The following is a 25,574-nucleotide window of genomic DNA, read 5'->3' as shown; positions in this document are numbered from 1 at the left end:
TTTTAACCGCCGCAGCCATAACAATACGTCTCTTTAAGGAGTTTTAGCGTGATTAGCGTTTTCGACATGTTTAAGATCGGCATCGGCCCGTCCAGCTCTCATACGGTTGGACCGATGAAAGCCGGCAAACAGTTTGTCGACGATCTGGTAAATAAAGGCCTGATGCCTTCTATCACGCGTGTTGCCGTAGACGTTTACGGCTCACTCTCATTGACCGGCAAAGGTCACCATACCGATATCGCCATCATTCTCGGCCTGGCCGGCAACATGCCGGACACCGTCGATATCGATAGCATTCCGGGTTTTATTCGCGATGTAGAACAACGTCAACGTCTGATGCTGGCCAACGGCCTGCATGAAGTCGATTTCCCACGCGACGGCGGCATGGTCTTCCGCAGCGACAACCTGCCGCTGCACGAAAACGGCATGCAGGTCCACGCCTTCGCCGGCGATAAAGAAGTGTACAGCAAGACCTATTACTCCATCGGCGGCGGTTTCATCGTCGACGAGGAGAACTTCGGCAAGGCCGCCGAGCAAGAACTGCAAATGCCTTATCCGTTCAACTCCGCGCGCGAAATGCTCGACCACTGCCGCGAGACCGGGCTGTCGCTGTCCGGCATGGTGATGCAGAACGAACTGGCGCTGCACAGCAAGCAAGAGATTGACACCTACTTTGGTAACGTCTGGCAAACCATGCGCGCCTGTATCGATCGCGGTCTGAACACCGAAGGCGTGCTGCCGGGGCCGCTGCGCGTACCGCGCCGCGCCTCCGCGCTGCGCCGCATGCTGGTGGCGTCGGACAAACTGTCCAACGATCCGATGAACGTGATCGACTGGGTCAACATGTTCGCACTGGCGGTTAACGAAGAAAACGCCGCCGGCGGACGCGTGGTCACTGCGCCAACCAACGGCGCCTGCGGCATCGTGCCTGCCGTGCTGGCTTACTACGATCACTTCATTGAGTCTGTCAGCCCCGACATTTACATCCGCTACTTTATGGCAGCGGGTGCGATCGGTGCGCTGTACAAGATGAACGCCTCCATTTCCGGCGCCGAAGTCGGCTGCCAGGGGGAAGTGGGCGTCGCCTGCTCCATGGCGGCGGCCGGCCTGGCCGAACTGCTGGGCGGCAGCCCTGAGCAAGTGTGCGTGGCGGCAGAGATCGGCATGGAACACAACCTGGGGCTGACCTGTGACCCGGTCGCCGGCCAGGTGCAGGTGCCGTGCATCGAGCGCAACGCCATCGCCTCGGTCAAAGCGATCAACGCCGCCCGCATGGCTCTGCGCCGCACCAGCGAACCGCGCGTTTCGCTGGATAAGGTGATCGAAACCATGTACGAAACCGGCAAAGACATGAACGCCAAATACCGTGAAACCTCTCGCGGCGGCCTGGCGATCAAGGTGCAATGCGACTGACAGACAACCCCGCCGCCGGCGGGGTTTTTTATGGGTAATCAATTCATTGGCCGCTTTAGTGACAATGTCACCAAAAAATATCCTGCATTTTTCTCATCGATCCGACGGTTAGCCTGCAAATTGGCCTTCTGTTTTACCAAACTGAAATAATTTACTGAGTTACCATCAATCTTGTATAACCTCAGGCTAGAATTAGCCGAGCGCAACTTAAGGATCTATGGTCTGACTGTGACTCGGAGCTGGATTACCGAACAAGGATTTACCGGATGTTGATGACCCACCTCGCCGCGTCCCGATATCGTTACTACCGTTGGCTGCTGGCCGGAGCGGTGGGCGTGGCTATTCTGTTGGTATCGCTGTATACCCGTTACTACCAAGAGGTCAAAAGCATCGAACAGAGCCAACAGACGTTGGCCACCCGTACCGTTGGCAAGATCAACCAACTGTTGAGCCCGGCGCAGCTACAGGCGGAACGCAGTATGGATATGCTGGATCAGCCCTGCGAGAACGTCTCATCGACCCTGCGTTTTCGCGCCGCGCAAAATCAGGCGCTGCGCGCCATGCTGCTGGTGAAAAACGGCATCATTTACTGCTCCAGCCTGTTCGGCGCCCGCCATTATCAGATGGCCGCAGTGATGCCGACCCTGGTCAACAGCAATGCCCGGTTGGCGCTGCGCCCTTCGCTGGCGGTCAGCAAAGGTCTCCCCACGTTAGTATTGTGGACGCCATCCCCCACCGATAAAACCAGCGGCGTGCTGCACGTCTTCAATATCGAACTGCTGTCCAACTTTTTACTCGAGCCGCAGGAACCTTATGTTCAGCGAGTGGTGCTGAACGTCGCCGACAGCAGCCTGGAGTATGGCCGCCGTGAAATATTGAGCCGCGATACCCTGACTAACGATCTGCGCTACACCGCCGGTTCCGCGCTGTACCCCTTCTCAATTTCACTGTTCGGGCCACAGATTGGCATGCTCGCGCTTTCCGCGCTGCCGCGCCATATTCCGCTGGCGCTGCTGATCAGCCTGCTGGCGGCCTATGTGGTCTATCTGCTTACCGCTAACCGCATGAGCCTGTCTTATCACATCGGCCATGCCATCACCCATCGGGAATTTCGCGTCTACTGCCAGCCGATCATCCACAGCGACACCGGGCGCTGCGCCGGCGTCGAGATGCTGCTGCGTTGGAAAAAGAAGCGGCAGGGATGGATCTCGCCCGACGTATTTATCCCATTGGCCGAACAGCATGAGCTGATCATTCCGCTCACCCGCTATCTGCTGAACACCGTGACGGAAAACCTGCAGCTGTTCCCGCCGCGGCCGTCGTTTTACATCAGCATCAACGTCGCCGCCGAGCACTTTAAAACGCTCGATATCATCGACGATATCCGTCAGATTTGGCTGCCGGCGCACCCGATGCCGTCACTGATGCTGGAGCTGACCGAGCGCACCGCGCTGTCGGCGATCCAGTACGACCAGATCCGCACGCTGAAAGACATGGGCATCATGCTGGCTATCGACGACTTCGGCACCGGCCACAGTTCGCTGAGCTACCTGAAAAATCTCAGCCCGGACGTGTTGAAGATCGACCGCGGGTTTACCGCCGCCATCGGCACCGACGCGGTCAACGCCACGGTAACCGACACCATCATTACGCTGGCGCAGCGCCTGAAGCTGAAACTGGTGGCCGAAGGGGTAGAAACGGCGGAGCAGGCCGACTATTTGCGCTCGCGTGAGGTCAATGCCCTGCAGGGGTATTATTTCGCCAAGCCGATGCCGATCCACGTTTTCCCCCTGTGGTTACAGCAGTACGAATCGCGCGTCAGGAAAGCAGAAGAGAATACGCCGGAGGCCTGAGCCTCCGGCGGGAAGGTTACGAATGCGTTGATTCGTCAAACACGACGCGGGTAACGCGCACCAGTTCGATGCGGTATTCGGAGACCTCGACGATATCGAAACGCAGGTGGTTCAACTCGATGGTATCCCCCGCTACCGGCATCTGGCCATAATGGGCCAACAGCAGCCCGGCCAGAGTGGCGTAGTCGGCGGTAGGGCTGACCAGGTCATCGCAGGCCAGGGCCTGCTCCAGCGAGTGCAGGTCGGTCCCCCCCTTCACCAGCCAGCCGTCGCCTTCCGCCACGATGTCAGGCGTTTCATCTTCGTCCGGGAATTCACCGGCAATCGCCTCCAGCACGTCCAGCGGCGTCACCAGCCCCTGCACCACGCCGAATTCGTTGGTGACCACCACCAGACGTCCTTTGGCGCGACGCAGCACCGCCAGCAGCTTGATGACATCCATGGTTTCCGGCACCACGATCGGCGGCGTGCGGGCGGCGAACTCGGCGATATCTTCACCCTGTTCCAGCGCCACCAGCAGATCCTTGGCGCGCACGACGCCGACAATCTCATCCACCGACTCGCGGCATACCGGGAACAGGCTGTGCGGCGTATCCAGCAGCTGTGCGCGCACCTCTTCGCGAGAGCGCTCGCAGTCGACCCAGGAGATCTCGGTGCGCGGCGTCATCACGCTGCGCAATGAGCGCGAGGCCAGCGTCAGTACGCCGCTGATCATATAACGCTCTTCCGCCGCAAAGGTTTCATCCCTCGGCAACGCGACCGCGTCGTCCGTCTGCTGCGCACGCTGCTGCCCCATCAGGCGCATGATCGCTTCCGCGGTGCGCTCGCGCATCGGGCGACGCGCCTGATGCTTAATGAAGTTACGGCGCGCGATCTGGTTGAACAATTCAATCAGGATCGAGAAGCCAATCGCGGCATACAGATAGCCTTTAGGAATGTGCAAGCCGAAGCCTTCGGCGATCAGGCTCAGGCCGATCATCAACAGGAAGCTCAGGCACAGCACCACGATGGTCGGGTGCGCGTTGACAAAGTTGGTCAACGGCTTGGATGCCAGCAGCATCACCGCCATTGCGATCACCACCGCCGCCATCATCACCGGCAGATCGTTCACCATGCCCACGGCGGTGATCACCGCATCGAGCGAGAACACCGCGTCCAGAATCACGATCTGTACCACCACCGCCCAGAACTTGGCGTAGCCGCGGTTGGCGCCGTCCTGATGCGACTGCCCCTCCAACCGTTCATGCAGCTCCATGGTGGCCTTGAACAGCAGGAATACCCCGCCGAACAGCAGGATAAGATCGCGGCCGGAAAAACTGAAATCGCCTACGCTGAACAGCGGCGTGGTCAGCGTCACCATCCAGGAGATCACCGACAGCAGGCCCAAACGCATCAACAAGGCCAGCGACAGGCCGATGATGCGCGCTTTATCGCGCTGCTTCGGCGGCAGCTTGTCGGCCAATATGGCGATGAACACCAGGTTGTCGATGCCCAGCACGATTTCCAGCACCACCAACGTAAGCAACCCCGCCCAAATAGAGGGGTCCATTAAAAATTCCATATCAGACTCCAGAGAAAAGTGGGAATGAGCGCAGGCCGCTCAGACGTGACGATGCCGCCGCTGCATGGGTGCAGTCGACAATAGCAAGGTGACGGAATGGGGTTACCGGGAGGTGGCCGGACGGCCGAACAGCATATGTAACGCCAGCAGGTGGCGGGTGAAACCTGGAAAAACAGTAACTTCGGTGACAGTCCATAGGGAGGGCTGAGGCCCTTCACTCCTTAGTGATGAAAGAGGAAATTACTGTATCAGGATTTTTCTGGGGGACAAAGCGGCTTTTTCAACGACGGTTTAGGATGACACTCCGTCATCTCCCCCATGACAGCTAAGATTTCTCCGAGCATTCAATAGCGGAGCAACGTCACAAAAAATATTTTTTCACTCACTAAAATAAATGGCGCGTTCGTGAAATATCGCGCACAGGCATTTGAAACTGCGTGAGAAATGTTAGGGGTGCGTTTCTTTTTTTCTACCATAATGTATCTGAACCGCGGAAGTGACTGCCAAAACGGCGCGGAGGAACGACACAAACCGCGCCTGGAGTTCAACGAGGAGGTAGCGAGTGGCAATAGCTATTATCATCGGCACACACGGGGCTGCAGCGGAACAACTGCTGAAAACGGCGGAGATGCTATTGGGCGAGCAGGACAACGTCGCCTTTATAGACTTCGTTCCCGGTGAGAATGCCGAAACGTTAATCGTCAAATACAATGAAAAAATCAGTGGGTTGGATACCAGCGGCGGCGTGCTGTTCCTGGTGGATACCTGGGGCGGTAGCCCGTTCAACGCCGCCAGCCGCATTGCGGTCGACAAAGAACACTATGAGGTCGTCACCGGAGTCAACATTCCGATGCTGGTGGAAACCTTCATGGCGCGGGACGACAACCCCGCTTTCGATGAACTGGTGGCGCTGGCGTTGGAAACCGGCCGCGAAGGCGTGAAAGCGCTGAAAAAACCGCAGGAAGAACCCGCAAAACCCGCAGCACCCGTCGCCAAAGCCGCTGCCCCTCAGGCGCCGCTGGGGCCGAACGACCACATGAAAATCGGCCTGGCGCGCATCGATGACCGCTTAATTCACGGTCAGGTCGCCACCCGCTGGACCAAAGAGACCAACGTCAGCCGCATCATCGTCGTCAGCGACGAAGTCGCTGCCGACCATGTGCGCAAAACTCTGCTGACTCAGGTCGCCCCGCCGGGCGTCACCGCCCACGTGGTGGACGTGGCGAAGGCCATCCGCGTCTGGAACAACCCGAAATACGCCAACGACCGCGTGATGCTGCTGTTTACCAACCCGACCGACGTCTGGCGGTTGGTGGAAGGCGGCGTGGATATCAAATCTGTCAACATCGGCGGCATGGCGTTCCGTCAGGGGAAAACCCAGGTGAACAACGCCGTATCCGTCGATGAAAAAGATATCGAAGCGTTTAAGAAACTGAACGATCGCGGTATCGAGCTGGAGGTGCGCAAGGTCTCGTCCGACAGCCGGCTAAAAATGATGGACCTGATTAACAAACTCAATTAGTGGCGCCAGCCGCTGATTATTTTACTCAGAGCTTTTTTGGTCATAGGAGAAGTGCAATGGAGATCACCACTCTTCAGATTGTGCTGATATTTATCGTTGCCTGTATCGCCGGGATGGGTTCCGTCCTCGACGAGTTCCAGTTCCACCGTCCGTTGGTCGCCTGTACCCTGATAGGCTTCATCCTCGGCGACATGAAAACCGGCATCATCATCGGCGGTACGCTGGAAATGATCGCCCTGGGCTGGATGAACATCGGTGCGGCGGTCGCGCCGGATGCCGCCCTGGCCTCCATCATCTCGACCATTCTGGTCATCGCCGGCGGGCAAAGCGTCGGCGCCGGTATCGCCCTGGCCATTCCGCTGGCGGCAGCCGGCCAGGTATTGACCATCATCGTGCGTACCCTCACCGTAGCCTTCCAGCACGCGGCGGACAGCGCAGCGGAGCGCGGCAGCCTGCGCGCCATTAGCTGGATCCATGTCGGTGCCCTGCTGCTGCAGGCGATGCGTATCGCCATCCCGGCGGTCATCGTCGCCATCTCGGTCGGTACCGCCGGGGTACACGCCCTGCTCAACTCGATCCCGGAAGTGGTCACCAGCGGCCTGAACATCGCCGGCGGCATGATCGTGGTGGTCGGTTACGCGATGGTGATTAACATGATGCGTGCCGGCTACCTGATGCCGTTCTTCTATCTCGGTTTCGTGACCGCCGCCTTCACCAACTTCAACCTGGTGGCGCTCGGCGTCATCGGCGTGGTGATGGCCGTGCTGTATATCCAGCTCAGCCCGAAATACAACAAGTCTCAGGTTGTACAGGCCGGCCCGGCTAACGCGAACGATCTCGATAACGAACTCGACTAGGAATAGGTGAGAGAAATGGTTGATACGACTGCTCAAAAGAAACTCACGCCGGCCGATATTCGCGGCGTATTCCTGCGCTCGAACCTGTTCCAGGGTTCATGGAACTTCGAACGCATGCAGGCGCTGGGTTTTTGCTTCTCGATGGTGCCGGTGATCCGCCGCCTGTATCCGGAAAACAATGACGATCGCAAACAGGCGATCAAGCGCCACCTTGAGTTCTTCAACACCCACCCTTACGTGGCGGCGCCGGTGCTCGGCGTAACCATGGCGATGGAAGAGCAACGCGCCAACGGCGCGCCGATTGACGACGCCGCAATCAACGGCATCAAGGTCGGTTTGATGGGGCCGTTGGCAGGCGTCGGTGACCCGATCTTCTGGGGCACCGTGCGGCCGGTGTTCGCCGCGCTCGGCGCCGGCATCGCCATGAGCGGCAGCCTGCTCGGGCCGATCCTGTTCTTCGTGCTGTTCAACCTGGTGCGCCTGCTGACCCGCTACTACGGCGTGGCCTACGGTTACCGTAAAGGGGTGGATATCGTCAACGACATGGGCGGTGGTTTCCTGCAGAAACTGACGGAAGGGGCGTCCATTCTCGGCCTGTTTGTCATGGGGGCGCTGGTCAACAAATGGACGCACGTGAATATCCCGCTGGTGGTGTCCAAGATAACCGACCAGACCGGGCATACCAACGTCACCACGGTGCAGACCATCCTCGACCAGTTGATGCCGGGCCTGGTGCCACTGCTGCTGACCTTCGCCTGTATGTGGCTGCTGCGCAAGAAAGTCAACGCGCTGTGGATCATCATCGGCTTCTTCGTCATCGGCATCTTTGGCTATTGGATTGGCCTGCTGGGCCTGTAATCGTTCGAAACGGCCGGGGGGCGACCCCCGGCTTTTTTATGTGTGGAGCAAGAGATGTCACTGACCGACGCCGTACTGATGCTGTTTATCGCCCTGCTGTTGCTGTACTCGCTGTATGACGAATTCGGCATGGACCTGCTGAAAGGCAAAACGCGGCTTAAAGTGCCGCTCAAACGCCGCAACCGCCTCGACAGCCTGATTTTCGTCGGCCTGATCGCCATTCTGATTTACCGCAATATCACCGACAATGGTGCGGTACTCACCACCTATCTGCTTATTTCTTTAGCGCTGCTTGCGATCTATATCTTTTATATTCGCTCCCCCAAGATGCTGTTTAAAGCGCACGGTTTTTTCTTCGCCAATGTGTTTGTCGAATATAACCGCATTAAAGCCATGAATTTATCGGAGGATGGCATTCTGGCCGTCGATCTGGAACAGCGCCGGTTGTTGGTTCAAGTGACGCACCTGGACGACCTGGAGAAGATTTATCATTTTTTTGTTGATAATCAATAAATAAAGAAACAGTCATTTTTCCATTGCTCAAACCCTGCGCTGCTTATGGATAATTAATCGGCAGCGCAATTCCCTTCTGACTATTATTTCCGCAACATTGTTACCCCTGGCTACATTATATTCCCAGATGAAATTAGATTAATGAAAACGAGTCTCAATTAAGAACAAACATTGCCACAGAATAAGGTTGTCGGTGGCGGAAATAATATGGTATGGTTGCGCCGTCATTGGGGAGTAGCCGGTTTCTGGAGAATAAAACGCCAGAAACGCCCGTATCAACATACTCGTTTCGCCGTAAGAAACGTGGTGCGGGCAGCCAGGTAAGGTTGGCGAGACCATAGACACGTAACTCCGTCGTTTGGTTGGGGGTGGGTTACGTGTATATGGAGCCACCCGGCCGAGGCTATTTCACATGAACCTTTCAGCAACACTTATTCTCGCTTTCGGCATGTCCATGGATGCTTTCGCCGCTTCGATCGGTAAAGGCGCCAGTCTGCATCAGCCCCGTTTCCGCGAAGCTATCCGCACCGGCCTGATCTTCGGCGTGGTCGAAGCGATCACCCCGCTCATCGGTTGGGCCATCGGCCTGTTCGCCAGTCAATACATCATGGAATGGGACCACTGGGTCGCCTTCTCGCTGCTGTTCATTCTCGGCATGCGCATGATCGTCGAAGGGGTGCGCAACAGGCCCGATGAAGAAGAGAAGGTCAAACGTCATGGCTTCTGGTTGCTGGTCGCCACCGCCATCGCCACCAGCCTCGACGCCATGGCAATCGGCGTCGGTCTGGCCTTCCTGCAGGTGAATATCGTGCACACCGCGATGGCCATCGGCTGCGCCACCATGATCATGGCGACGCTGGGCATGATGATCGGCCGCTTTATCGGCCCGCTGCTGGGCAAACGCGCCGAGATCCTCGGCGGCGTGGTGCTGATCGGTATCGGCGTCAACATCCTGCTGGAACACCTCGGTTATCTAGCCTGAGGCGATTGCTCTGCAAAAAAAAACCTGCCGCGGCAGGTTTTTTTGTTTCTGAGCCCGGCGCTTTTAAGCCCGACGCCGATACAGCGCCAGGACGAAATCCGTCTCGCACACAAACTCCCCGCCGTCGGCCAACCGCTGCTGCACCTCCGGCGTGGCGCGCCAGGCAAACGGCGTCATCTGCAGCAGATTGGCGGCCTGCGTCCCCGGCAGGGTCATCGTATAGGCCAGCGCCTCTTTGCGCTCGCAGTCGAAACCGGCGAACTGTTCGTCCTGTTCGGCATGCAGCTGCACCTGTTGGTACACCTGCTCTTTCAGCTGGTACAGATGGCGCGGCCCCGGCGAAACCGTCGCCACTACGCCGCCCGGCTTTACCACCCGCGCCAGTTCCTCCGCCTTGCAAGGCGCATAAATGCGCAGAACCGCATCCAGCGCCCCGTCGGCGAACGGCAAACGGTGGCTGGAGGCGACGCAGAACGAGACCGCCGGATAACGTTTGGCCGCGTAGCGGATCGCCACCTTGGCGACGTCCAGCCCATAGACCGTCATATTGCGCTTCTGTGCCAGCCGTGCGGCCACGGCGGCGGTGTAGTACCCTTCCCCACAGCCTATGTCCAATAACGCGCCTGCATCGGCCGCCAGCGCCAAATCCAGCCACTCGGCGACCTGCTCTTGCAGCGGCTGATAAAATCCGCCGTCGAGAAATGCGCGCCGCGCCTGCATCATTTCCGCGCTGTCCCCCGGCTGCTTCGATCGCTTGTGCTGCACCGGCAGCAGATTGACGTAGCCTTCTTTCGCTTGATCGAACTGATGATTGCCGTCGCAACGCCATTGTTGTGAGGAAAAATGCAGCGGCTGATGACACAGGGGACATTGATAAGACATGAATGGGCTTCCAGAAAGACAGGGCGCGGCTAGTCTAAAGAAGGCGCCGGCCCGATGCAAGGCGCATCCCCGCTCGCTTTCACCGCCAACAACACCTGGCCAAGCAGGGAAAAAGCTGGCTACACTGAGAGTCTGTTTTCTCACGCAGGTGAAAATAACTTATGAGCGATCGTTCCGCGCTGCTCGATGCGGTGCCCCACATTCAGCACGGCTTCGGCAGCAAACTCGCGCTGCTGCCAGGGCATCTGCTGCCCTACAGCGCTACGCTGCCGGAAAAGAAGCAGGTGCACGGCACCCGCATCGTCGACGTGTTGCAACCGGCGCAGGCGTGCGGTGAGGCGGACGGCTTCTACACTCGCCAACCCGGCATTCTGCTCAGCGTGCTGACGGCGGACTGCCTGCCGGTGCTGTTCAGCCGCCGTGACGGCGGCGCCATCGCGGCGGTACACGCCGGTTGGCGCGGGTTGCTGGACGGCATTCTGGAACAGATGGCGGCGCGCATTCGCCAGGACGGCGACACCGCCGATTGGGTGGTTTCTATCGGCCCCGCCGCCGGCCCGTGCTGCTACGAAGTCGATGAAGCGCTGGTGGAAAATTTTAAACAGCGCCTGCCGCTGCCCGCTGCGCTGATCAGCCCGCATTATCGGCATCTGGATCTGGCCGCGATTGCCGAATACAAGCTGGCGGCGCTGGGCTTCGCCGCCGTTGACCGCGCCGGCAGCTGCACCATCTGCACGCCGGACGTCGACCCACAGCGGCCGCAGCGCTACAAATACACCAGCTATCGCCGCAACAGCCACCGGCGCGCGCAGGATCCGACGCATCCGGGGATCAAAGGCCGTAACCAGTATGCCGCCATCATCATCGCCGCCGGATGACGGAAACGAAAAAGCCCGCTCGAAGGCGGGCTTTTTGTACAGCTGACGCTGATTAGATAGCAGTAACGTTTACTGCAGATGGACCTTTCTGGCCATCTTGGATTTCGAACTCAACGTTCTGGCCTTCAGCCAGGGTTTTGAAGCCGTTACCCTGGATTGCAGAGAAGTGTACGAACACGTCTTTGCTGCCGTCAGCCGGGGTGATGAAACCGAAACCTTTAGACTCGTTGAACCACTTAACTTGACCTTTGATCTTTGCCATCTTGAGTATTTCCTTTGGATTGTTTAAACCGCCCGAGGGCGTTACATAGACAAACTAGAGTCGTTACTGCTTGAGGCACTAAGATAAGGATCGGCAGAGAAGCGGTATTCAACGCTAACGTCTTTACTCAGAACTTCTTTACTGAAAATGCCACACATATACAGAACTGTACCTCGTTTTACCCAGATGCGTTATCACATACTCTGTATGCGATGGCAAGCCATTTTTAATCACTGAACGACATGTCGCACATATTTGAAACGGTCGAGAGCCACATTTGCCTAAATAGGCCAAAAGATGTTGAAGCATCGGCTATTTTCTGCTTGCCGAAAACATCGCGCCAAGCCCCGCATTCTGGTGATGTTTTAACAAAACTTTCATCGTTTTGACGCATGTCTATCCGCTCTTTTTCACCTTTTCTGCGCTTATAGCGTTAAAAAATTTGAATCTTTATGGAATTTGATATGCAACATTTGAATATCGATGAACGGGGAACCATTTACGCCATGCTCCTCCGACCATTTACCGCACGAGAACGCACTCATCGCCGGTCTTCAGCCCTGCTGCCAAACGGCTCAAACGGCAGCGCCACGCGGGCAAGAGGCAGCGCCACGCCCTGCGCAACGGATGCATAAGCATGCAAAGCCATGGCGCGTCTCCGCCGGCCTGCGGCTTCTGGATAAATAATCCGAAGGCTGTTAGCCTCAATAGCCGGAATAATCTTATGCATGGTGAAAGTTCAACGTTGAATTAAATCCTGAAACAGAGTGGTTATTTGAATCACCGCCCGCGCTTATCAATTCTGCTAATTACTGTCACGCTTTCAAACCGTTGACATTATTCCTCCGGCGGGCAGATAGGCGATGCTTGCTGCAAGTTCTGCAACGCAATGCGCTCGCCAATCTTCAGCGGATGGAATTGATGTTGTTCCAACCCCGCTTCGCTCAACGCCAGATTCAACTGATGGGGCGGCTCATCCAGCGATTCATCCGCCAATTCGAACACCCCCCAATGGATGGGAATGGCGCGCGGTTGATTCAGCTGTCGATACAGCGTCACCGACTGCTGCGGATCCATATGCTGTTCCTGCATGAACCACCGCGGCGCATAGGCCCCTATCGGCAACGCCGCCACGTCGAACGGCCCCAGCCGGTGTCCGATCTCCGCCAGCCGCTCCGAATAGCCGCTGTCGCCGGAAAAGTAGAAGCGCAGCGCCGGATGGTGGATCACCCAGCCGCACCACAGAGAACGGTTGCGATCCCACAGCGTGCGCATGCTCCAGTGCCGCGCCGGCGTAGCGTAGACCGTCAGCTCGCCCAACGACAGACTCTGCCACCAGTCCAGCTCATGCACGTTCAGCCGATAGCGGCGAAACCAGCGTTTCAATCCGAGCGGCACGATGAACTCGGCTCGAGGAAAACGCCGCGCCAGTTGCCGCACCGTGCGTCTGTCGAGATGGTCATAATGGTTATGAGAGATCAGCACCGCGTCCACCGCCGGCAGTTGCCCCACCGCCAGCGGCGGCGGCGTTCTGCGTTTCGGGCCGTAAAAGCTCAGCGGCGACGCGCGTTCGGACAACACCGGATCGATCAGGACATAGCGCCCCCCCAACCGCAGCAGCATTGAGGCATGCCCCAACCACCAGACGCTGTCGTCGCTGCCGCTGAGATCGGCAGGTTGCCACCAGCGCTCGGTAAACTGCGCGTAACCGTGCTGCGGCGGCTTGGGCAATCCCTGCCGCTTGCGTTCATCCTGCCAACGCTGAAGGTCGCCCTCCTGGCGCTGCGAAGGCTCCGGGTTGCGAAATCCCTCCGGCGTGTGATGCGCCTTGGCCGCGTCGTAATAACGGTTGATTCTTTTCATTCAGTCTCTTCTCCCGACCGCTGCGCCCCGCACGGGCATGACCTTCAGTGTAACAAACCCGATGAAGCTCGCACTTCGTCAGCCGTGCGCTGCATCGCGGGAGCTTTTGCCGTATGCTGTTGTCTCACTTCGGTGAGCAGCCAGGGCCGCCAAGAGCCCGTTAAGACTCTCTTAAGATCTTTGTGATTGACTTGTAGGGCATACAGAAAAGGAGAAGTTATGAGCCGTTCTACATCCCGTAAATCAGGCGCAGGCCTGGGACGCCGTATTCGCAGCGCGCTGCTGGCGCAGAAGCAATACTGGAAAATGTATTTCGCCATGAAGCTGCGCCGCCTGCGCGTACCTGCACCGCTGGTGGTGCTGGGCGGTTCGCTGCTCGGGTTCTTCATGTTGACCCTGCTGATGCTCAGCGTGGTGGCCATCGACGTGATCAGCACTCTGCTGCTGTTGTGTCGGAAACTGCTGGGGCGGGATCGCAGTGAGGGGCGCGCCTTTATGCCGCGCGGCTGACGAAAAGAGAGCGGAGGCGCCAATACGCCTCCGCACGCAGATTAACGCTTGGCGCCTTTGCGGCGCGTCAGCATAAACCCGCCCCACAGCACCGCAACCCACACCGGCATCAGCAACACCGAAATGCGGATCCCTTCGCTGAAATACATTATCACCAGAATCAGGCCGAGGAACGCCAGGCACAGGTAGTTGCCGAACGGATACCACAGCGCTTTAAAGCTCGGAATAACGCCCTGCCGGTTCTTCGCCGCGCGGAATTTCAGGTGTGCCAGGCAGATCATGACCCAGTTGATCACCAGCGTGGACACCACCAACGCCATCAGCAGCTCAAACGCCTTGCCGGGCATCAGGTAGTTGATCAGCACGCCGACCGAGGTAATCAGCGCCGACAGCGCGATGGACAGCACCGGCACCCCACGTTTGTTGACGCGCGTCAGCGCCTTCGGCGCATTGCCCTGGCTAGCCAGCCCGAACAGCATGCGGCTGTTGGCATAAACGCCGCTGTTGTAGACCGACAGCGCGGCGGTCAGCACCACCACGTTGAGCACGGTCGCCACCAGATTGCTGTTCAGCGCATGGAAGATCAGCACGAACGGGCTGCCGCCCTCCACCACTTGTCCCCACGGATAGAGCGAAAGCAGCACGGTCAGCGAGCCGATATAGAAGATCAAAATGCGGTACACCACCTGATTGGTGGCTTTGGGAATGCTGCGACGCGGGTCCGCGGCTTCCGCTGCGGTAATGCCGACCATTTCCAACCCGCCGAACGAGAACATGATCACCGCCATCGCCATCACCAGCCCGGAGAAGCCGTGCGGCATAAAGCCGCCCTGCTGCCACAGGTTGGTGATGCTGGCCTGCGGTCCGCCGTTGCCGCTGACCAGCAGCCAGGCACCGAACACGATCATGCCGACAATCGCCACCACTTTGATGATCGCAAACCAAAACTCGGTTTCGCCGTACAGGCGCACGTTCACCAGGTTGATCAGGTTGATCAGCACGAAGAACAGCGCGGCCGAGGCCCAGGTGGGGATCTCCGGCCACCAGTACTGAATGTAGATGCCGACGGCGGTCAACTCCGCCATGCCGACCAGAATGAACATCGCCCAATAGTTCCAGCCGGAAAGGAAGCCGGCGAAATCGCCCCAATATTTATAGGCAAAGTGGCTGAAAGATCCGGCGACCGGCTCCTCCACCACCATTTCGCCCAGTTGGCGCATGATCAAAAACGCGATAAAACCGCCGATGGCGTAGCCCAACAGCACGGCGGGGCCGGCCATTTTAATGGTTTGCGCAATGCCGAGAAATAAACCGGTTCCGATGGCGCCCCCGAGGGCAATAAGCTGTATATGTCTGTTTTTTAAGCCGCGTTTTAGCGGGGTATCCTGATGCTGACCGCCCATCTTATCCTCATATGGCGTACACCCTTGCCGTTATCGGCCAAGATTTCACCAATCAATAAATGTATCTGCGGGCGGCTTTTTAACACTTAACCCCGTGAGCATCAAGGAGTAGCGCCCCGAGACGGTAGGCCGGAGCGCGATTTTTTAACCGAGGGAGAGCGAGTAATGACGGCGTTCAGCCAGGCATACCGCACAGTTTGGTCAGGTTGCGCGCGCCGATCATCAGCGTCGCGACATAAGATTGACTACGCGTAACCACTTCCACCGCCACGCGATCGTTTTGATATTTTATCAGGTAGGTCGAAGGCCACCCCTGACGACGCTGGCCGAAGCTTTCGGCATGACGATCGATCGCCGCGTGGGCAATCACCAGATGAGACAAGTTTTTATCACCTTTGATAATGCGCTTCATAAACAGCCTCCGCCAACGACAGCTCTGTTATTAGAAAAAGGAGAAACTCTTACCAATCACCGGTATTTTTATCGAATCAGTTAGCCTGTTGGCTCATCAGGAAACAGATCATCGCCGCGCGCAGCGGGCTGGCGCAGTCCGCCTGCCATTCACCGCCCTGGGTGCTCATGCGCGCTTGCCACTGCGGGCTGTCGTTTTGCTGGTCGGGGTTCAGACTGATTTTGTTGGCGCAAATGATCGGCCAGGCATCGGAGGGATTCTTGCAGTAATCTTTACCTTTCACACCACCGTAAGGATACCACTTGTCCGGGTTCTCTCCGGTCAGCAGCGCGATGCTGCGGTTCACTTCGGCATCGCTTTCTTCGTACCATTTAATCATCGGCTTTATCCATCTTTTGTAAGGTTCGCGCTACATTACGATGTCTATACGACAGTTTTATGACAGCGTCGCCGGTTTTCACATTATCTCTACTAATGTTTTATCCCCTTTATCTTTCCTCATCGCCTGCGTACACTTTTTGCCTGTTTACCGCCCAGGAAACGCCTACATGTTGACCGGTCTCAACCATCTGACGCTCGCCGTCCACGATCTCGATCGCAGCGTCGATTTTTATCATCATCTGTTGGGATTTATCCCGCACGCCCGTTGGCAAGGCGGCGCCTATCTTTCGTTGGGGGCCTTGTGGCTGTGCCTGTCGGTGGATGAATCGCGCACGCCACAAAACGCGCGCGATTATACCCACTACGCCTTCAGCGTAGCGCCGGAGCACATGGAGCAGGTCAGCGAGCGATTGCGCCAGAGCGGCGTAGAAGAGTGGAAAAGCAATCGCAGCGAAGGCGAATCGCTCTATTTTCTCGATCCCGATGGGCATCAGTTGGAGATTCATGCCGGCGATCTGGCCAGCCGCCTGGCGGCGTGCCGGGAAACCCCCTATCAAGGCATGGTGTTTTACTGAGGCGCTCCGGCGGCGCGGCCGCCAGCCGGAGCACATGTTCAGCGTTCGGGGATAAAACCTTTGAAGTTCAGCGCGGGGCTGAGTTCGTCGTCATCCGCGTCAGCATCGGCGCCGCGGGCGCTGTGCGCCAGACGCTTCAACAGCGCCGTTTGCTGGCGTTGCTGCTCGGCAATTTCCTGCAGCAGGCGAACCTGCTCGTTGGCGCGCACGCTGGCGCGGTTCACCAGGAACCAGACCCACAGCCCGACCAGCAACGCCACGGCGGCGAGGGCCAGCGACAGCAGGCCGTTCTGGCCAAAACCTAAATCGTACATGGACAACCCTATCTACTGCGACATTCAGGCCGCCATCTTAACACTCGCAGCGGTCGTGCGAACATCCCCGCCAAAAAAGCTTACCAGGGCACGAAGCGCGTCACCGAACAGATGCCCAGCGCGAAATTTCCACCATCGTCGCAATAACTGTCCAGCGCCAACAGGTAGAAAAACAGGCAGGCAGCGACGGCCGTCATTATCACGAGGATTTTTTTTCGCAACAAATTTAGCAGCCTCATTGTTATCTGGGTAATCTATCGCGCATGTTATCACAGCGAAGTTAAACGAAGTTTAACTTGTCGTTTAGATTTCTGACTACCGCCCATTTTTCAGACTGTTACCCTTGCCCTCACGCCGCCGCCGTGGCTAGATGCACACTCAGGGATAACGAGGAAGCGCAATGAGCAAATTGATTAAGTGGGTTCTGGTGTTGGCGGTCATTTACGGCGGTTTTTTGATCTCGGGCTACGGCGTGCTGATCGGCAGCAACAAGAACGTCGGCGGGTTGGGTTTGCAGTGCAAATACCTGACGGCGCGCAACGTGGCGATCGCCCAGTATGTCAATGGCGACAACGGTTTCATCGGCGTAGCCGACTGTCCGCTGTTCAAGAAAATCGAAACGGTGGTGGATTAACCGCCACCGCCAGATGCCGCCGCGCTGCGGCGGCCCCGCCTCAGCTGCGGGTAAACTTCATTTCGATCAGCGCAATCGCCTTGTCAATCGCTCGGCGAGTCACCGGATCGGCGCCGGCAGGGTGGGTGGAGAAATCGATGCTTTTGAGCTGGCCCGCCATCTTGTCGCGCACTTCGGTCGGCGCAATCACGTCGATAACGTCCAGAATCTGTTTGATGACCAGTTGGCAAGCGACCAGATCGGAAGCCAGTTCCTGCTCGTTGCTCAGCATGTCAGACATAATAATTTTTCCTCTTGATTCAAACGCCGCACAGAATAACACGCCGCCCGCGGCATTGCCTGCTCTCCCCGCCTTTTTCCCCATTCTGCGCACCACCGAGCAAAAGCCCGCGGCGGATTGGCCTATACTTGCAGCATGACGGTGGCAAAAACCACCCCTAAGCCACAACCAACAGGAGAAAGTTATGGCGAATCACAATGTGAAATCCTGGGCGACAGTGCGTGAAACTTCGGTGGAAATCGCCGAAGCCATTTTTGAACTGGCAGGGAACGACGAAGTGTTGGCGCAGAAGATCTGGGAAGAAGGCAGCGACGAAGCGTTGGAGAAGGCGTTCGCTAAAACCACCGCCGACCAGCTGTATTGGGGAGAGGAAACCGTCGAGCGGAAAAACGTTTAAGCCATCACGCAACAAAAAGCCCGGGTTTCTGACCCAGGCTTTCCCGATTGGCGATCGCCCTGCTCAGCGGCGGGCAAATTCTCTTGATCTCACGGCTCTTCACCTCCCACACCTTCCGCATTTTTCATGCTCATCACCGGCATCGCCATAAAAGCGCCGACGCCCACGATTACAACCAGAGTAATAATCACTGTCATTAACATGCGATCACCCCATCAACGTTGAGTTGTTACGGCTGACTCTGTTTTGGCGGTTATTTGCTGTGGCCTGCTCTGCGTCACCCACCGCGGCGGCGACAGTCTCAGATTAGCCGTTTTTCCTTTCGACTGACAAGCGGCGGTTGAACGGTTTTTCCGAATAATTGCCCTCTGTCATCGGCGGCGTTTTTGTCCGCGGCGGCAAGTTGTGTATACTTCACCGCTATGTAGATCTCACACTGACGCACTGATGATACAAGAACACCATCTCTCATTGGTCTGCGCCCTCAGCAAATGGGTCGAAACTCACCTCGGGCGAGTGATCCATCTCGAAGAGCTGGCCGAGTACTCCGGCTACTCGCTGTGGCACATGCAGAAGCTGTTCAAAGAAGCGACAGGGATTTCGCTGGGCAAATACATTCGCGAACGCCGTCTGGCCGGCGCGGTCTATCAACTGCGCAGCAGCGAAGCGTCGATCTTCGATATCGCCCTGGACTTTGGTTTCGGCTCGCAGTCCCATTTCACCTACATGTTCAGAAAGCGTTTTAATATCACGCCTTATGATTTCCGTCAGGATTTGAGCGTCGATCTGCACATCAACCCGCCGTTGCACGTCATTCACCAAAAATCCGCCTGATCTCCCCCGCCGTAAACCGGCGGGCTAGCGTGCGCCCCATACCGCCAGCAGCGCGATCAGGGCCGGCAACGCCTGCACCCACAGGATCTTGCGATTGGCGGTCAGTCCGCCGAACACGCCGGCCGCCAGCACGCAGCCGAGAAAGAACAGCTGCAGAGCGATATCCTCGCGCCAGTAACCCCATGCCAGTCCCAACGCCAGAAAGCCGTTGTACAACCCCTGATTGGCGGCCAATACCCACGTGGCCGCGGCAAACTCCGCCGTCGTGCCGAATGCCCGTCTGCCGAGCGGCGCACGCCACAGGAACATTTCCAGCACCAGGATATAAAGATGGAGAGCGGCAATTAGCAGCAGCAAAATGTCGGCGAATAGCTTCATGATTATCCTTAACGCTTATTTGAAGATGCCATTAAGTATAAGCGTACTGCCAATATCACCAGATGTTGGCGAAAAAAAACCCGCCGAAGCGGGTTTATGCAGGAGTCATTTTTTGAGGTTAATTTAACACGGCGACCAATAATGCCGCGACAGAGACCCAAAACAGCGCCGTAGCGATCACGACATGGGACAGTCTTGCACGATAGAGTACCTGGCTCATAATGACCTCACTGACATCTGACTAACGGGAGACAGCCTGACTTCCTGAGGATTATCCTAAACTTCTTTTCATTGTCGTTATATGAACCCGATCACTGTTTCGCCGAGAAAGCTTATATTGTCGTAAAGCTGGTGCCGCGATCACATTAATTGCGCCTTATTAGAGCAAAATAAACCGAATAATCGCGGCGATTATAGCTTAATGCTATCAAACATCGCTCCAGGGCAGGCGCGGCGCGGTCATTCGCTCGCCGGAATAGCCGCTAACGGCAGGGAAACGCGGTGTTCCTTGCTCCCAATCATGCTGGGCCTGAATAATGTCTGCCTTACTATGGCCAACAAAATTCCACCAGATAAGGATCTCTTCGTTTAACGGCGTTCCGCCGATTAATAATCCCCGGCTGCCTTTTTGAGCATTTAACTCGATAGAGTTATTTTTTATGCCCAAATAGGCAAACTCGTCAGGTGAAAAGATGTCGCCATTAAGTTCAAAGGTGCCAATCAGCGGCAGAAAACCGATTTCATAATCCTCGCGCAGCGGCAATGTTATCGTCGCCGTTTCCTGCCATTCCATATCAATGGCGATGAGCGGCGAAAGGGTAAACACCGGCGAACGATAAGCGCCAAACTCGCCGACCAACAAACGGTGATTCACGCCATTATTTTGCCAGTGCGGTAAATCAGGGTAATGATCAAAACGCGGCGCCATATCGGCATGCTCGGCCGGCAACGCAATCCACAGTTGCGCGGCGTGTAATCGGCGCGCTTCGCCCACCGACTGTTCCGTATGCGCGATGCCGTGTCCCGCAGTCATCAGATTGACCTGGCCCGGGCGGATCAGCTGTTCGCTGCCGAGGCTATCGCGGTGCAACACCTCCCCCTCGATCATCCAGGTAAAAGTTTGCAGACCGGTGTGCGGATGCGGCCCCACATCCATGCCAGGCGACGTGCCGTTAAATACCGTCGGCCCGGCGTGATCGAGAAAACACCAGGCACCGACGGTGCGTCGCTCACGAGTGGGCAACGCGCGGTTGATCGGAATGCCCCCCACTTCGGCGTTACGCACGGCAATACGCTGGATCTCGCGCACGCCGTCAACGACGGGGCGCTCGCGTGAAGGTAAAGAACGCGTAGGACGGGACTGACTCATCGCAAAGACCTCCTGAATGACGCCGATTCGCCAAAGGCAACCGCCCCAGCTTAGCACAGGACAGCCTCCCCCGGAGAACGACCACGCTCAGGCGCATTCGCGCGGATTAAGGCGCTTTGATATAGCAGCTTTTGATGTCGATATCGTCTTGCGCGTGCCTGAGATCGGAAAAATAGGTCACGCCAAAAAGAATGGATACGACCAGCAGCACGGAAACCAACAGGCCGATAATCGCCAGCAGTTTGGTTTCATCATGGAGATTAGGCTCCATTTTATCTCCCCTAGTTAATCGCGTCAGGTCACCCACAGCGTGACCGCCAGCGTAAAAATAATCAGCGAGCAGGACGCAATCGCCAGCACGACGATCGCAAATTGCGCATCACCCAAGGTTTCTCGATAGTTTTTATCCGTTGAGGCATTGCGCTGTTGTTTCACTAAATCGGTTTTCACTCGTTCAACTACTGCATTGCTGCTTGATGGGGCAAGACGCCCCCTCAGAATGGGATTGAAGCCGCCATCATGGTCTTTCAGGCCTCAACCGGGGCATGACGCTATCAATTTTCACCATCAGGGTCAACACTCCCCCATCAGGCAAACGACAGGAAGCGCCAGATATAGGTAACTTTTATTGGGTTCGAAGGGAAATAAAAGATGCTTATGACAGGACGCCAAAAAAGCCCGGCATGCAACCGGGCTATGGCGGAACGTCGGGTTATTGCGGGATGCGCAAGACTTGCCCCGGATAGATTTTGTCCGGGCTCGACAGCATCGGTTTGTTGGCGTCGAAAATCTTGTTGTACAAATTGGCGTTGCCGTACATCTCTTTGGAAATCGCGCTCAGCGTATCGCCTTTCTTCACGGTATAGAAACGGCTCTCGGCATCGGATTGCGCGACCGCCACCTTGTCTTCCACGCCGCTGATACCCGCCACGTTGCCGATCGCGACCAGAATCTTCTCTTTCAATTCCTGGCTGACGGCGTCGCCGGTTACGACGGCTTTCCCATCGACGACCTGCACATCGACCTTGTCGGTACCCGGCAAGCCGCTCTTATCGAGATGCTCCTTGAGTTTGGCGCTTTGATCTTCGGCGGAGGCATTGCCGGTGACTGTGTCCCACAGTTTTTCGCCCGCTTCTTTGACGAAGTTAAACAAGCCCATATTCACTCCTTTTGATGGTTGCACTAATGCGTTGAAGTAAGGCCTGTTAAGCTTAGCACCGTCAAAAGGATATGCCATCCGCTCGCGACGCCAGAAAGGGTTAGAGAATTCCGAAAGTGCCGCAAGCCGCGCTTCGGTGGCGATATATCAGGCAATTATGCTGAAAAATCACGCTTTTTTGCCTACACTGTTGCAGACAGGGCGGCTCGACGAAGGAGGCGTGCAACGATGTACGCATTGGTGATGTTTGTCTGTTATCTGGATGGCGGCTGCAGTGAGATGGTAGTCGACATATTGCGCGACGAACCGCAATGCCTGGTGGCGATGAAGGAACAGAACCTGCGCCACGCCGGCTGTTATCCCATGGAAGAGTTTATCGACGGCTTTTGGTTGCCGGCCAGCGAATACTCGGATTTTTAATCCTTTCCCACGCTGATGGCTGAGGAATTTCTGATTTCATCGGAAACTTCGTCTTCCTCCGAGGCATGAGGCCGCTGTTTTGCTAAATTGCGGCTCCCGAAGAAGAGAGACAGAGAAAGGTCATGTCAGCATCGGCTCATTCTAACGAGCATTATGAAACTCTGCTGCGCGACGTCAGCCTGGCGTTAGGCGACGCGGTGTTGCAGTTAATCAAAAACCACAAAAAGGTATCCGGCGGCAATATTCTTTCACAGCTGGTGACCGAAATAGAGCATGAGCAGGATCAGCAGCGTTTCGCCGCGCTGCGTTCCGCCATTGAGCTGGTGGGGCTGGCGCCAAAAGGCTGAGTTCCCAATAAAACGAAGGCAGGGCTTACGCCCTGCCTGATTACCGATCCCGACACAGGATGAAGGTAATGAGAGAAACTTAGAAGCGATAGGTCAGGTTGACGGCAACGATGTCGTCAGTGCTCAGCTTCAGTTTGTTATCGTCGTTCAACTGGTTGATCTTGTAGTCGACGTAGGTGTACATGTTTTTGTTGAAGTAGTAAGTCGCGCCCACTTCCACGTATTTCACCAGATCGACGTCGCCAATCCCTTCAATATCCTTGCCTTTAGACTGCACGTAGGCCACGGACGGGCGCAGACCGTTCTCGAACTGGTACTGGGCCACAACTTCGAAGTTTTGCGTTTTGTTGGCGAAGCCGGAAACGCCGTTGCCACTGATCGGCGTCATGTTGCGCGTATCGGCATACATGGCCGCCAGGTAGACCTGGTTGGCATCATATTTGACCGCGGTGGTCCAGGCGGTGGCCTTGTCGCCTTTACCGTACTTCAGCGCCTTCTGATCGCTGGTGCGGTTGGAGTCGGAGAACGCCGCCGCTACGCCGATGCCGGTGCCGCCGATGTCCTGATAGTCCAGAGACATGCCGTAACCGTCGCCATTTTGCTTGGTCACGCTGCGGCCGTCACCGTCGTTTTTACCCTGGTATTGCAACGCCAGGTTCAGACCTTCTACCAAGCCGAAGAAGTCTCGGTTGCGGTAGGTCGCCAGGCCGTTGGAACGCGCGGTCATGTAGTTGTCGGTGTAGCTGTAGGAGTCGCCACCGAATTCCGGCAGCATATCGGTGTAGGCTTCGGCGTCATACACCACGCCGTAGTTGCGGCCGTAGTCGAATGAGCCGTAGTTGGCAAACTTCAGGCCGGCGAAGCCCAAACGCGTTTTGGTGCCGGTGGTGCCCTGCGCTTCGTCGTGGTTGGAAGCAACCTGGTATTCCCACTGGCCGTAACCGGTCAGCTGATCGTTGATTTGGGTTTCGCCTTTAAAACCCAGACGAACATAAGTTTTGTCCCCGTCTTCACCTTTGTCTTTGCTGAAAACGTGCTTGGCAGCAACGCGGCCGTACAGGTCGAGTTTATTGCCATCCTTATTATAGATTTCAGCCGCGTTGGCGAAGGAGGTGACCGCCCCGAGGGCGACAGCTAAGGCTAATACACTGCGTTTCATCATTTATTTTCCTAGATATTATAATTAGAACCCTGCCCGTCACGCCCAATTTATAATTTGGGCTGTGATTTTATCTTTTGGTATTTTATGAGCGCCCCTAATGTGGGGGTGATGTGACATTAGCATCATGAATCAAAACTTAAAATCAAAAAGTTCATGAAACAACGAGGAGAAAGCATGTTTATTTGTAACCAAATATTACCACAAAATAACCAGCCAACTCATTGAATATAAGAATATTTTATCACATAAGTTATAACCAAAATGGTGCACTGCACTAAAATAGTGCGTTTTGGTTTCGTTTTGCGTGCTTTCTGCGCGATTCAAAAGTAGCAACAAGATTAGCATGGTTATTAAAAACGTTACTTATTTCACATTTTTATCTTAACAAAGACATCAGGCAATTAAGGCTTTTCTATAACGGCCTAATAGGATCTTTATTGATGCGCGGAAATGCAGGCATCTGCGGCGAATAAAATTCGCTTTGAGGCAATTAAAATAGCGGGAAATAGCAGATTAAAGTAATTAAAGGAATAACGGCGGCGCGCTGACGGCGCCACCGTGGATAATTCAATACAACGTAGAGCGGGAAACTTCGTTCAGCAACATCCCGGCACGCAGCCCCAGCGCCACATTGGGATTAGGGAACAGGATCCATGCGCCCTCTTGGCCGACGCGGTATTCCTCCTGCGGCTGCTCGCACAGCAACATGCCCGCTTTCAGCTCGGTGAAGTTGGCCGTATCATCGTCCAGGTGCAGTTTGAAATCCTCGCTGTGTTTGATTAACGAGTGCATCACACGGAATACCCGGATCGCATCGCCCACGCGCACCGGCAACGCCCCTTCGCTGACCGCCGCCCGCAGAGCGCGATCGATGGCGGCGAACTGCTGCAGATCGTTGCTGCCGAACGGCCGCGCCTTGCCCAGCTCGAGCGTACAGCTCGCGGCATTGAGTTGCTCGCTGGAATGGTGGCTGAAAGTACCGCCCGGCGCGCTGTGCACCACCAGCGCATCCAGGTCGGCGGCGTCCAGCAGCGTTAACATAGCATCGCTGTACGGCCGTTTCTGAAATGGCAGAATACCGAAGCGCGGCAAGTGCGACTCGCGAATGGCGGTGTGCAGATCGTAGTGGAAACGCGCCGCCTGCTCGCCATCAAAAAAGGCGGCAAGCGTGCGCTCCAGCTGCTGGGCACGCGCCGTTTCCCCGCTGGCGGCAAAGTTGCGATAGCGGCCGCCGAACATACGATTCATGTCGCTGTGCAGGTAACGCTTGCCCGCACGCATCGCAGCCGGATTACCCAGCACCACCAACAGCCGCACCGTCAGCGGCAAGCGGCCGGCCAGCAGATCGCCGACCAGCTGATTGAGCAGTTCAATCGGCGCAGTTTCGTTGCCATGCACGCCCGCAGACACCACCATCGCCTGGCGATAAGGCTGCCGCGGCGTGAGCTCCAATACCCCTTCCCCTTGCCAACGCCAGCGCAGCTGCGGCGTTTCACCTTGCCATTCGGCGGGTTCATTCCCTTCCAGCGTCAGGGGCAGTAGATCGATCATACAG

General features: G+C 56.5%; 34 protein-coding genes and 1 riboswitch. Of the genes, 15 read left to right on the top strand and 19 right to left on the bottom strand.

Annotated features, from left to right (window positions below):
* Positions 1–48: 48 nt before the first annotated feature.
* Positions 49–1,413 carry an L-serine ammonia-lyase gene (gene sdaA, locus ACRAWE_RS05425; RefSeq protein ID WP_025159820.1) on the top strand — a complete coding sequence of 455 codons (1,365 nt, stop codon included), beginning with the start codon at positions 49–51 and terminating at the stop codon, positions 1,411–1,413.
* A 266-nt stretch (positions 1,414–1,679) separates the two neighbouring features.
* Positions 1,680–3,266, top strand: coding sequence for an EAL domain-containing protein (locus tag ACRAWE_RS05420; RefSeq protein ID WP_019452840.1), 1,587 nt, complete (start codon positions 1,680–1,682; stop codon positions 3,264–3,266).
* Between the two features lie 16 nt (positions 3,267–3,282).
* Here the strand turns inward: ACRAWE_RS05420 and ACRAWE_RS05415 are convergent, their stop codons facing one another.
* A complete protein-coding gene (locus ACRAWE_RS05415; RefSeq protein ID WP_063918498.1) occupies positions 3,283–4,827 on the bottom strand; it encodes a TerC family protein in 1,545 nt (514 codons plus the stop codon).
* Positions 4,828–5,389: 562 nt separating this feature from the next.
* Here ACRAWE_RS05415 and manX point away from each other — a divergent pair.
* The 5 genes from manX (at position 5,390) to mntP (ending at position 9,559) form a co-directional block, all read left to right on the top strand.
* Entirely contained in the window at positions 5,390–6,349 is a 960-nt protein-coding gene (manX, locus tag ACRAWE_RS05410) for a PTS mannose transporter subunit IIAB (protein ID WP_025159821.1), read from the top strand.
* A 56-nt stretch (positions 6,350–6,405) separates the two neighbouring features.
* Positions 6,406–7,206 (top strand): PTS mannose/fructose/sorbose transporter subunit IIC, encoded by an 801-nt coding sequence (locus ACRAWE_RS05405; RefSeq protein ID WP_015378156.1) that lies wholly within the window; start codon positions 6,406–6,408, stop codon positions 7,204–7,206.
* A gap of 15 nt (positions 7,207–7,221) precedes the next feature.
* Positions 7,222–8,064 (top strand): PTS mannose transporter subunit IID, encoded by an 843-nt coding sequence (locus ACRAWE_RS05400; protein ID WP_015378157.1) that lies wholly within the window; start codon positions 7,222–7,224, stop codon positions 8,062–8,064.
* A 54-nt stretch (positions 8,065–8,118) separates the two neighbouring features.
* Complete coding sequence (locus ACRAWE_RS05395) at positions 8,119–8,577, top strand: DUF986 family protein (RefSeq protein WP_432525071.1); 459 nt, start codon at positions 8,119–8,121, stop codon at positions 8,575–8,577.
* 217 nt (positions 8,578–8,794) lie between these two features.
* Positions 8,795–8,978: riboswitch (yybP-ykoY riboswitch) on the top strand.
* Positions 8,979–8,989: 11 nt separating this feature from the next.
* Complete coding sequence (gene mntP, locus ACRAWE_RS05390) at positions 8,990–9,559, top strand: manganese efflux pump MntP (protein WP_025159822.1); 570 nt, start codon at positions 8,990–8,992, stop codon at positions 9,557–9,559.
* A gap of 63 nt (positions 9,560–9,622) precedes the next feature.
* Here the strand turns inward: mntP and rlmA are convergent, their stop codons facing one another.
* On the bottom strand, positions 9,623–10,441 hold the full coding sequence (gene rlmA, locus ACRAWE_RS05385; RefSeq protein WP_432525070.1) for a 23S rRNA (guanine(745)-N(1))-methyltransferase: 819 nt from the start codon (positions 10,439–10,441) through the stop codon (positions 9,623–9,625).
* Positions 10,442–10,602: 161 nt separating this feature from the next.
* Here rlmA and pgeF point away from each other — a divergent pair, with 161 nt between their 5' ends.
* Positions 10,603–11,319 (top strand): peptidoglycan editing factor PgeF, encoded by a 717-nt coding sequence (gene pgeF / locus ACRAWE_RS05380; protein WP_019452846.1) that lies wholly within the window; start codon positions 10,603–10,605, stop codon positions 11,317–11,319.
* A gap of 52 nt (positions 11,320–11,371) precedes the next feature.
* Here pgeF and cspE read toward each other — a convergent pair whose 3' ends face one another.
* The 4 genes from cspE to ACRAWE_RS05360 form a co-directional block, all read right to left on the bottom strand.
* Positions 11,372–11,581 carry a transcription antiterminator/RNA stability regulator CspE gene (cspE, locus tag ACRAWE_RS05375; RefSeq protein ID WP_002221949.1) on the bottom strand — a complete coding sequence of 70 codons (210 nt, stop codon included), beginning with the start codon at positions 11,579–11,581 and terminating at the stop codon, positions 11,372–11,374.
* A 41-nt stretch (positions 11,582–11,622) separates the two neighbouring features.
* Positions 11,623–11,739: a DUF2627 domain-containing protein gene (locus tag ACRAWE_RS05370; protein WP_002211058.1), complete on the bottom strand. Its 117-nt coding sequence runs from the start codon at positions 11,737–11,739 to the stop codon at positions 11,623–11,625.
* 68 nt (positions 11,740–11,807) lie between these two features.
* The gene (locus ACRAWE_RS05365; RefSeq protein ID WP_154746349.1) at positions 11,808–11,975 is read right to left on the bottom strand and encodes a hypothetical protein; all 168 of its coding nucleotides are present in this window, start codon (positions 11,973–11,975) and stop codon (positions 11,808–11,810) included.
* A 443-nt stretch (positions 11,976–12,418) separates the two neighbouring features.
* Positions 12,419–13,444 carry an MBL fold metallo-hydrolase gene (locus tag ACRAWE_RS05360; protein WP_211130118.1) on the bottom strand — a complete coding sequence of 342 codons (1,026 nt, stop codon included), beginning with the start codon at positions 13,442–13,444 and terminating at the stop codon, positions 12,419–12,421.
* A 219-nt stretch (positions 13,445–13,663) separates the two neighbouring features.
* Here ACRAWE_RS05360 and ACRAWE_RS05355 point away from each other — a divergent pair, with 219 nt between their 5' ends.
* Complete coding sequence (locus ACRAWE_RS05355) at positions 13,664–13,954, top strand: hypothetical protein (protein ID WP_063918500.1); 291 nt, start codon at positions 13,664–13,666, stop codon at positions 13,952–13,954.
* Between the two features lie 41 nt (positions 13,955–13,995).
* On the opposite strand, the gene ACRAWE_RS05350 is transcribed toward ACRAWE_RS05355, so the two are convergent.
* From ACRAWE_RS05350 to ACRAWE_RS05340, 3 genes are all read right to left on the bottom strand, one after another.
* Entirely contained in the window at positions 13,996–15,357 is a 1,362-nt protein-coding gene (locus ACRAWE_RS05350; RefSeq protein WP_019452849.1) for an amino acid permease, read from the bottom strand.
* A 175-nt stretch (positions 15,358–15,532) separates the two neighbouring features.
* Positions 15,533–15,769, bottom strand: a complete 237-nt coding sequence (locus tag ACRAWE_RS05345) for a DUF4060 family protein (RefSeq protein WP_004927680.1) — start codon at positions 15,767–15,769, stop codon at positions 15,533–15,535.
* Between the two features lie 76 nt (positions 15,770–15,845).
* Positions 15,846–16,148, bottom strand: a complete 303-nt coding sequence (locus tag ACRAWE_RS05340; RefSeq protein WP_019452850.1) for a phage protein NinX family protein — start codon at positions 16,146–16,148, stop codon at positions 15,846–15,848.
* Between the two features lie 169 nt (positions 16,149–16,317).
* Here ACRAWE_RS05340 and fos point away from each other — a divergent pair, with 169 nt between their 5' ends.
* Positions 16,318–16,725 carry a fosfomycin resistance glutathione transferase gene (gene fos, locus ACRAWE_RS05335; RefSeq protein WP_154746353.1) on the top strand — a complete coding sequence of 136 codons (408 nt, stop codon included), beginning with the start codon at positions 16,318–16,320 and terminating at the stop codon, positions 16,723–16,725.
* 38 nt (positions 16,726–16,763) lie between these two features.
* Here the strand turns inward: fos and ACRAWE_RS05330 are convergent, their stop codons facing one another.
* Positions 16,764–17,039, bottom strand: a complete 276-nt coding sequence (locus ACRAWE_RS05330; protein ID WP_019452852.1) for a YebO family protein — start codon at positions 17,037–17,039, stop codon at positions 16,764–16,766.
* Between the two features lie 80 nt (positions 17,040–17,119).
* Positions 17,120–17,278, bottom strand: a complete 159-nt coding sequence (locus tag ACRAWE_RS05325) for a PhoP/PhoQ regulator MgrB (protein WP_004927688.1) — start codon at positions 17,276–17,278, stop codon at positions 17,120–17,122.
* 161 nt (positions 17,279–17,439) lie between these two features.
* Between ACRAWE_RS05325 and ACRAWE_RS05320 the strand changes: the two genes are divergently transcribed.
* Positions 17,440–17,673 (top strand): YobH family protein, encoded by a 234-nt coding sequence (locus ACRAWE_RS05320; protein ID WP_004927690.1) that lies wholly within the window; start codon positions 17,440–17,442, stop codon positions 17,671–17,673.
* A 40-nt stretch (positions 17,674–17,713) separates the two neighbouring features.
* Here the strand turns inward: ACRAWE_RS05320 and ACRAWE_RS05315 are convergent, their stop codons facing one another.
* A complete protein-coding gene (locus ACRAWE_RS05315; protein WP_025303170.1) occupies positions 17,714–17,953 on the bottom strand; it encodes a DUF2766 family protein in 240 nt (79 codons plus the stop codon).
* 184 nt (positions 17,954–18,137) lie between these two features.
* Here ACRAWE_RS05315 and ACRAWE_RS05310 point away from each other — a divergent pair, with 184 nt between their 5' ends.
* Complete coding sequence (locus ACRAWE_RS05310; protein ID WP_004927694.1) at positions 18,138–18,350, top strand: YccJ family protein; 213 nt, start codon at positions 18,138–18,140, stop codon at positions 18,348–18,350.
* Between the two features lie 447 nt (positions 18,351–18,797).
* Positions 18,798–19,184: a helix-turn-helix domain-containing protein gene (locus ACRAWE_RS05305; RefSeq protein WP_432525069.1), complete on the top strand. Its 387-nt coding sequence runs from the start codon at positions 18,798–18,800 to the stop codon at positions 19,182–19,184.
* A gap of 24 nt (positions 19,185–19,208) precedes the next feature.
* Here ACRAWE_RS05305 and ACRAWE_RS05300 read toward each other — a convergent pair whose 3' ends face one another.
* The 5 genes from ACRAWE_RS05300 to lysM form a co-directional block, all read right to left on the bottom strand.
* Positions 19,209–19,562: a DUF1304 domain-containing protein gene (locus ACRAWE_RS05300; protein WP_019452855.1), complete on the bottom strand. Its 354-nt coding sequence runs from the start codon at positions 19,560–19,562 to the stop codon at positions 19,209–19,211.
* Positions 19,563–19,989: 427 nt separating this feature from the next.
* The gene (locus tag ACRAWE_RS05295) at positions 19,990–20,931 is read right to left on the bottom strand and encodes a pirin family protein (protein ID WP_432525567.1); all 942 of its coding nucleotides are present in this window, start codon (positions 20,929–20,931) and stop codon (positions 19,990–19,992) included.
* 106 nt (positions 20,932–21,037) lie between these two features.
* Positions 21,038–21,202, bottom strand: a complete 165-nt coding sequence (locus tag ACRAWE_RS05290) for a hypothetical protein (protein WP_019452857.1) — start codon at positions 21,200–21,202, stop codon at positions 21,038–21,040.
* Between the two features lie 23 nt (positions 21,203–21,225).
* Positions 21,226–21,381, bottom strand: coding sequence for a hypothetical protein (locus ACRAWE_RS05285; RefSeq protein WP_019452858.1), 156 nt, complete (start codon positions 21,379–21,381; stop codon positions 21,226–21,228).
* Positions 21,382–21,643: 262 nt separating this feature from the next.
* The gene (gene lysM / locus ACRAWE_RS05280; protein WP_019452859.1) at positions 21,644–22,090 is read right to left on the bottom strand and encodes a peptidoglycan-binding protein LysM; all 447 of its coding nucleotides are present in this window, start codon (positions 22,088–22,090) and stop codon (positions 21,644–21,646) included.
* A gap of 228 nt (positions 22,091–22,318) precedes the next feature.
* Here lysM and ACRAWE_RS05275 point away from each other — a divergent pair, with 228 nt between their 5' ends.
* Positions 22,319–22,510 (top strand): YebW family protein, encoded by a 192-nt coding sequence (locus tag ACRAWE_RS05275; RefSeq protein ID WP_004934567.1) that lies wholly within the window; start codon positions 22,319–22,321, stop codon positions 22,508–22,510.
* A 122-nt stretch (positions 22,511–22,632) separates the two neighbouring features.
* Complete coding sequence (locus ACRAWE_RS05270) at positions 22,633–22,857, top strand: biofilm development regulator YmgB/AriR family protein (RefSeq protein WP_063918502.1); 225 nt, start codon at positions 22,633–22,635, stop codon at positions 22,855–22,857.
* Between the two features lie 79 nt (positions 22,858–22,936).
* Here ACRAWE_RS05270 and ompC read toward each other — a convergent pair whose 3' ends face one another.
* Both ompC and astE read right to left on the bottom strand, forming a co-directional pair.
* Entirely contained in the window at positions 22,937–24,019 is a 1,083-nt protein-coding gene (gene ompC / locus ACRAWE_RS05265) for a porin OmpC (RefSeq protein WP_063918503.1), read from the bottom strand.
* Between the two features lie 567 nt (positions 24,020–24,586).
* Positions 24,587–25,570: a succinylglutamate desuccinylase gene (astE, locus tag ACRAWE_RS05260; RefSeq protein WP_432525068.1), complete on the bottom strand. Its 984-nt coding sequence runs from the start codon at positions 25,568–25,570 to the stop codon at positions 24,587–24,589.
* Between the last annotated feature and the right edge of the window lie 4 nt (positions 25,571–25,574).

Origin of the sequence: Serratia sp. BFP-2025 (genome assembly GCF_050880365.1) — a bacterium.
Taxonomy (GTDB): domain Bacteria; phylum Pseudomonadota; class Gammaproteobacteria; order Enterobacterales; family Enterobacteriaceae; genus Serratia; species Serratia surfactantfaciens.
Note: the sequence above shows the minus strand (reverse complement) of the source record. Positions and strands in the feature narration are given on the sequence as shown.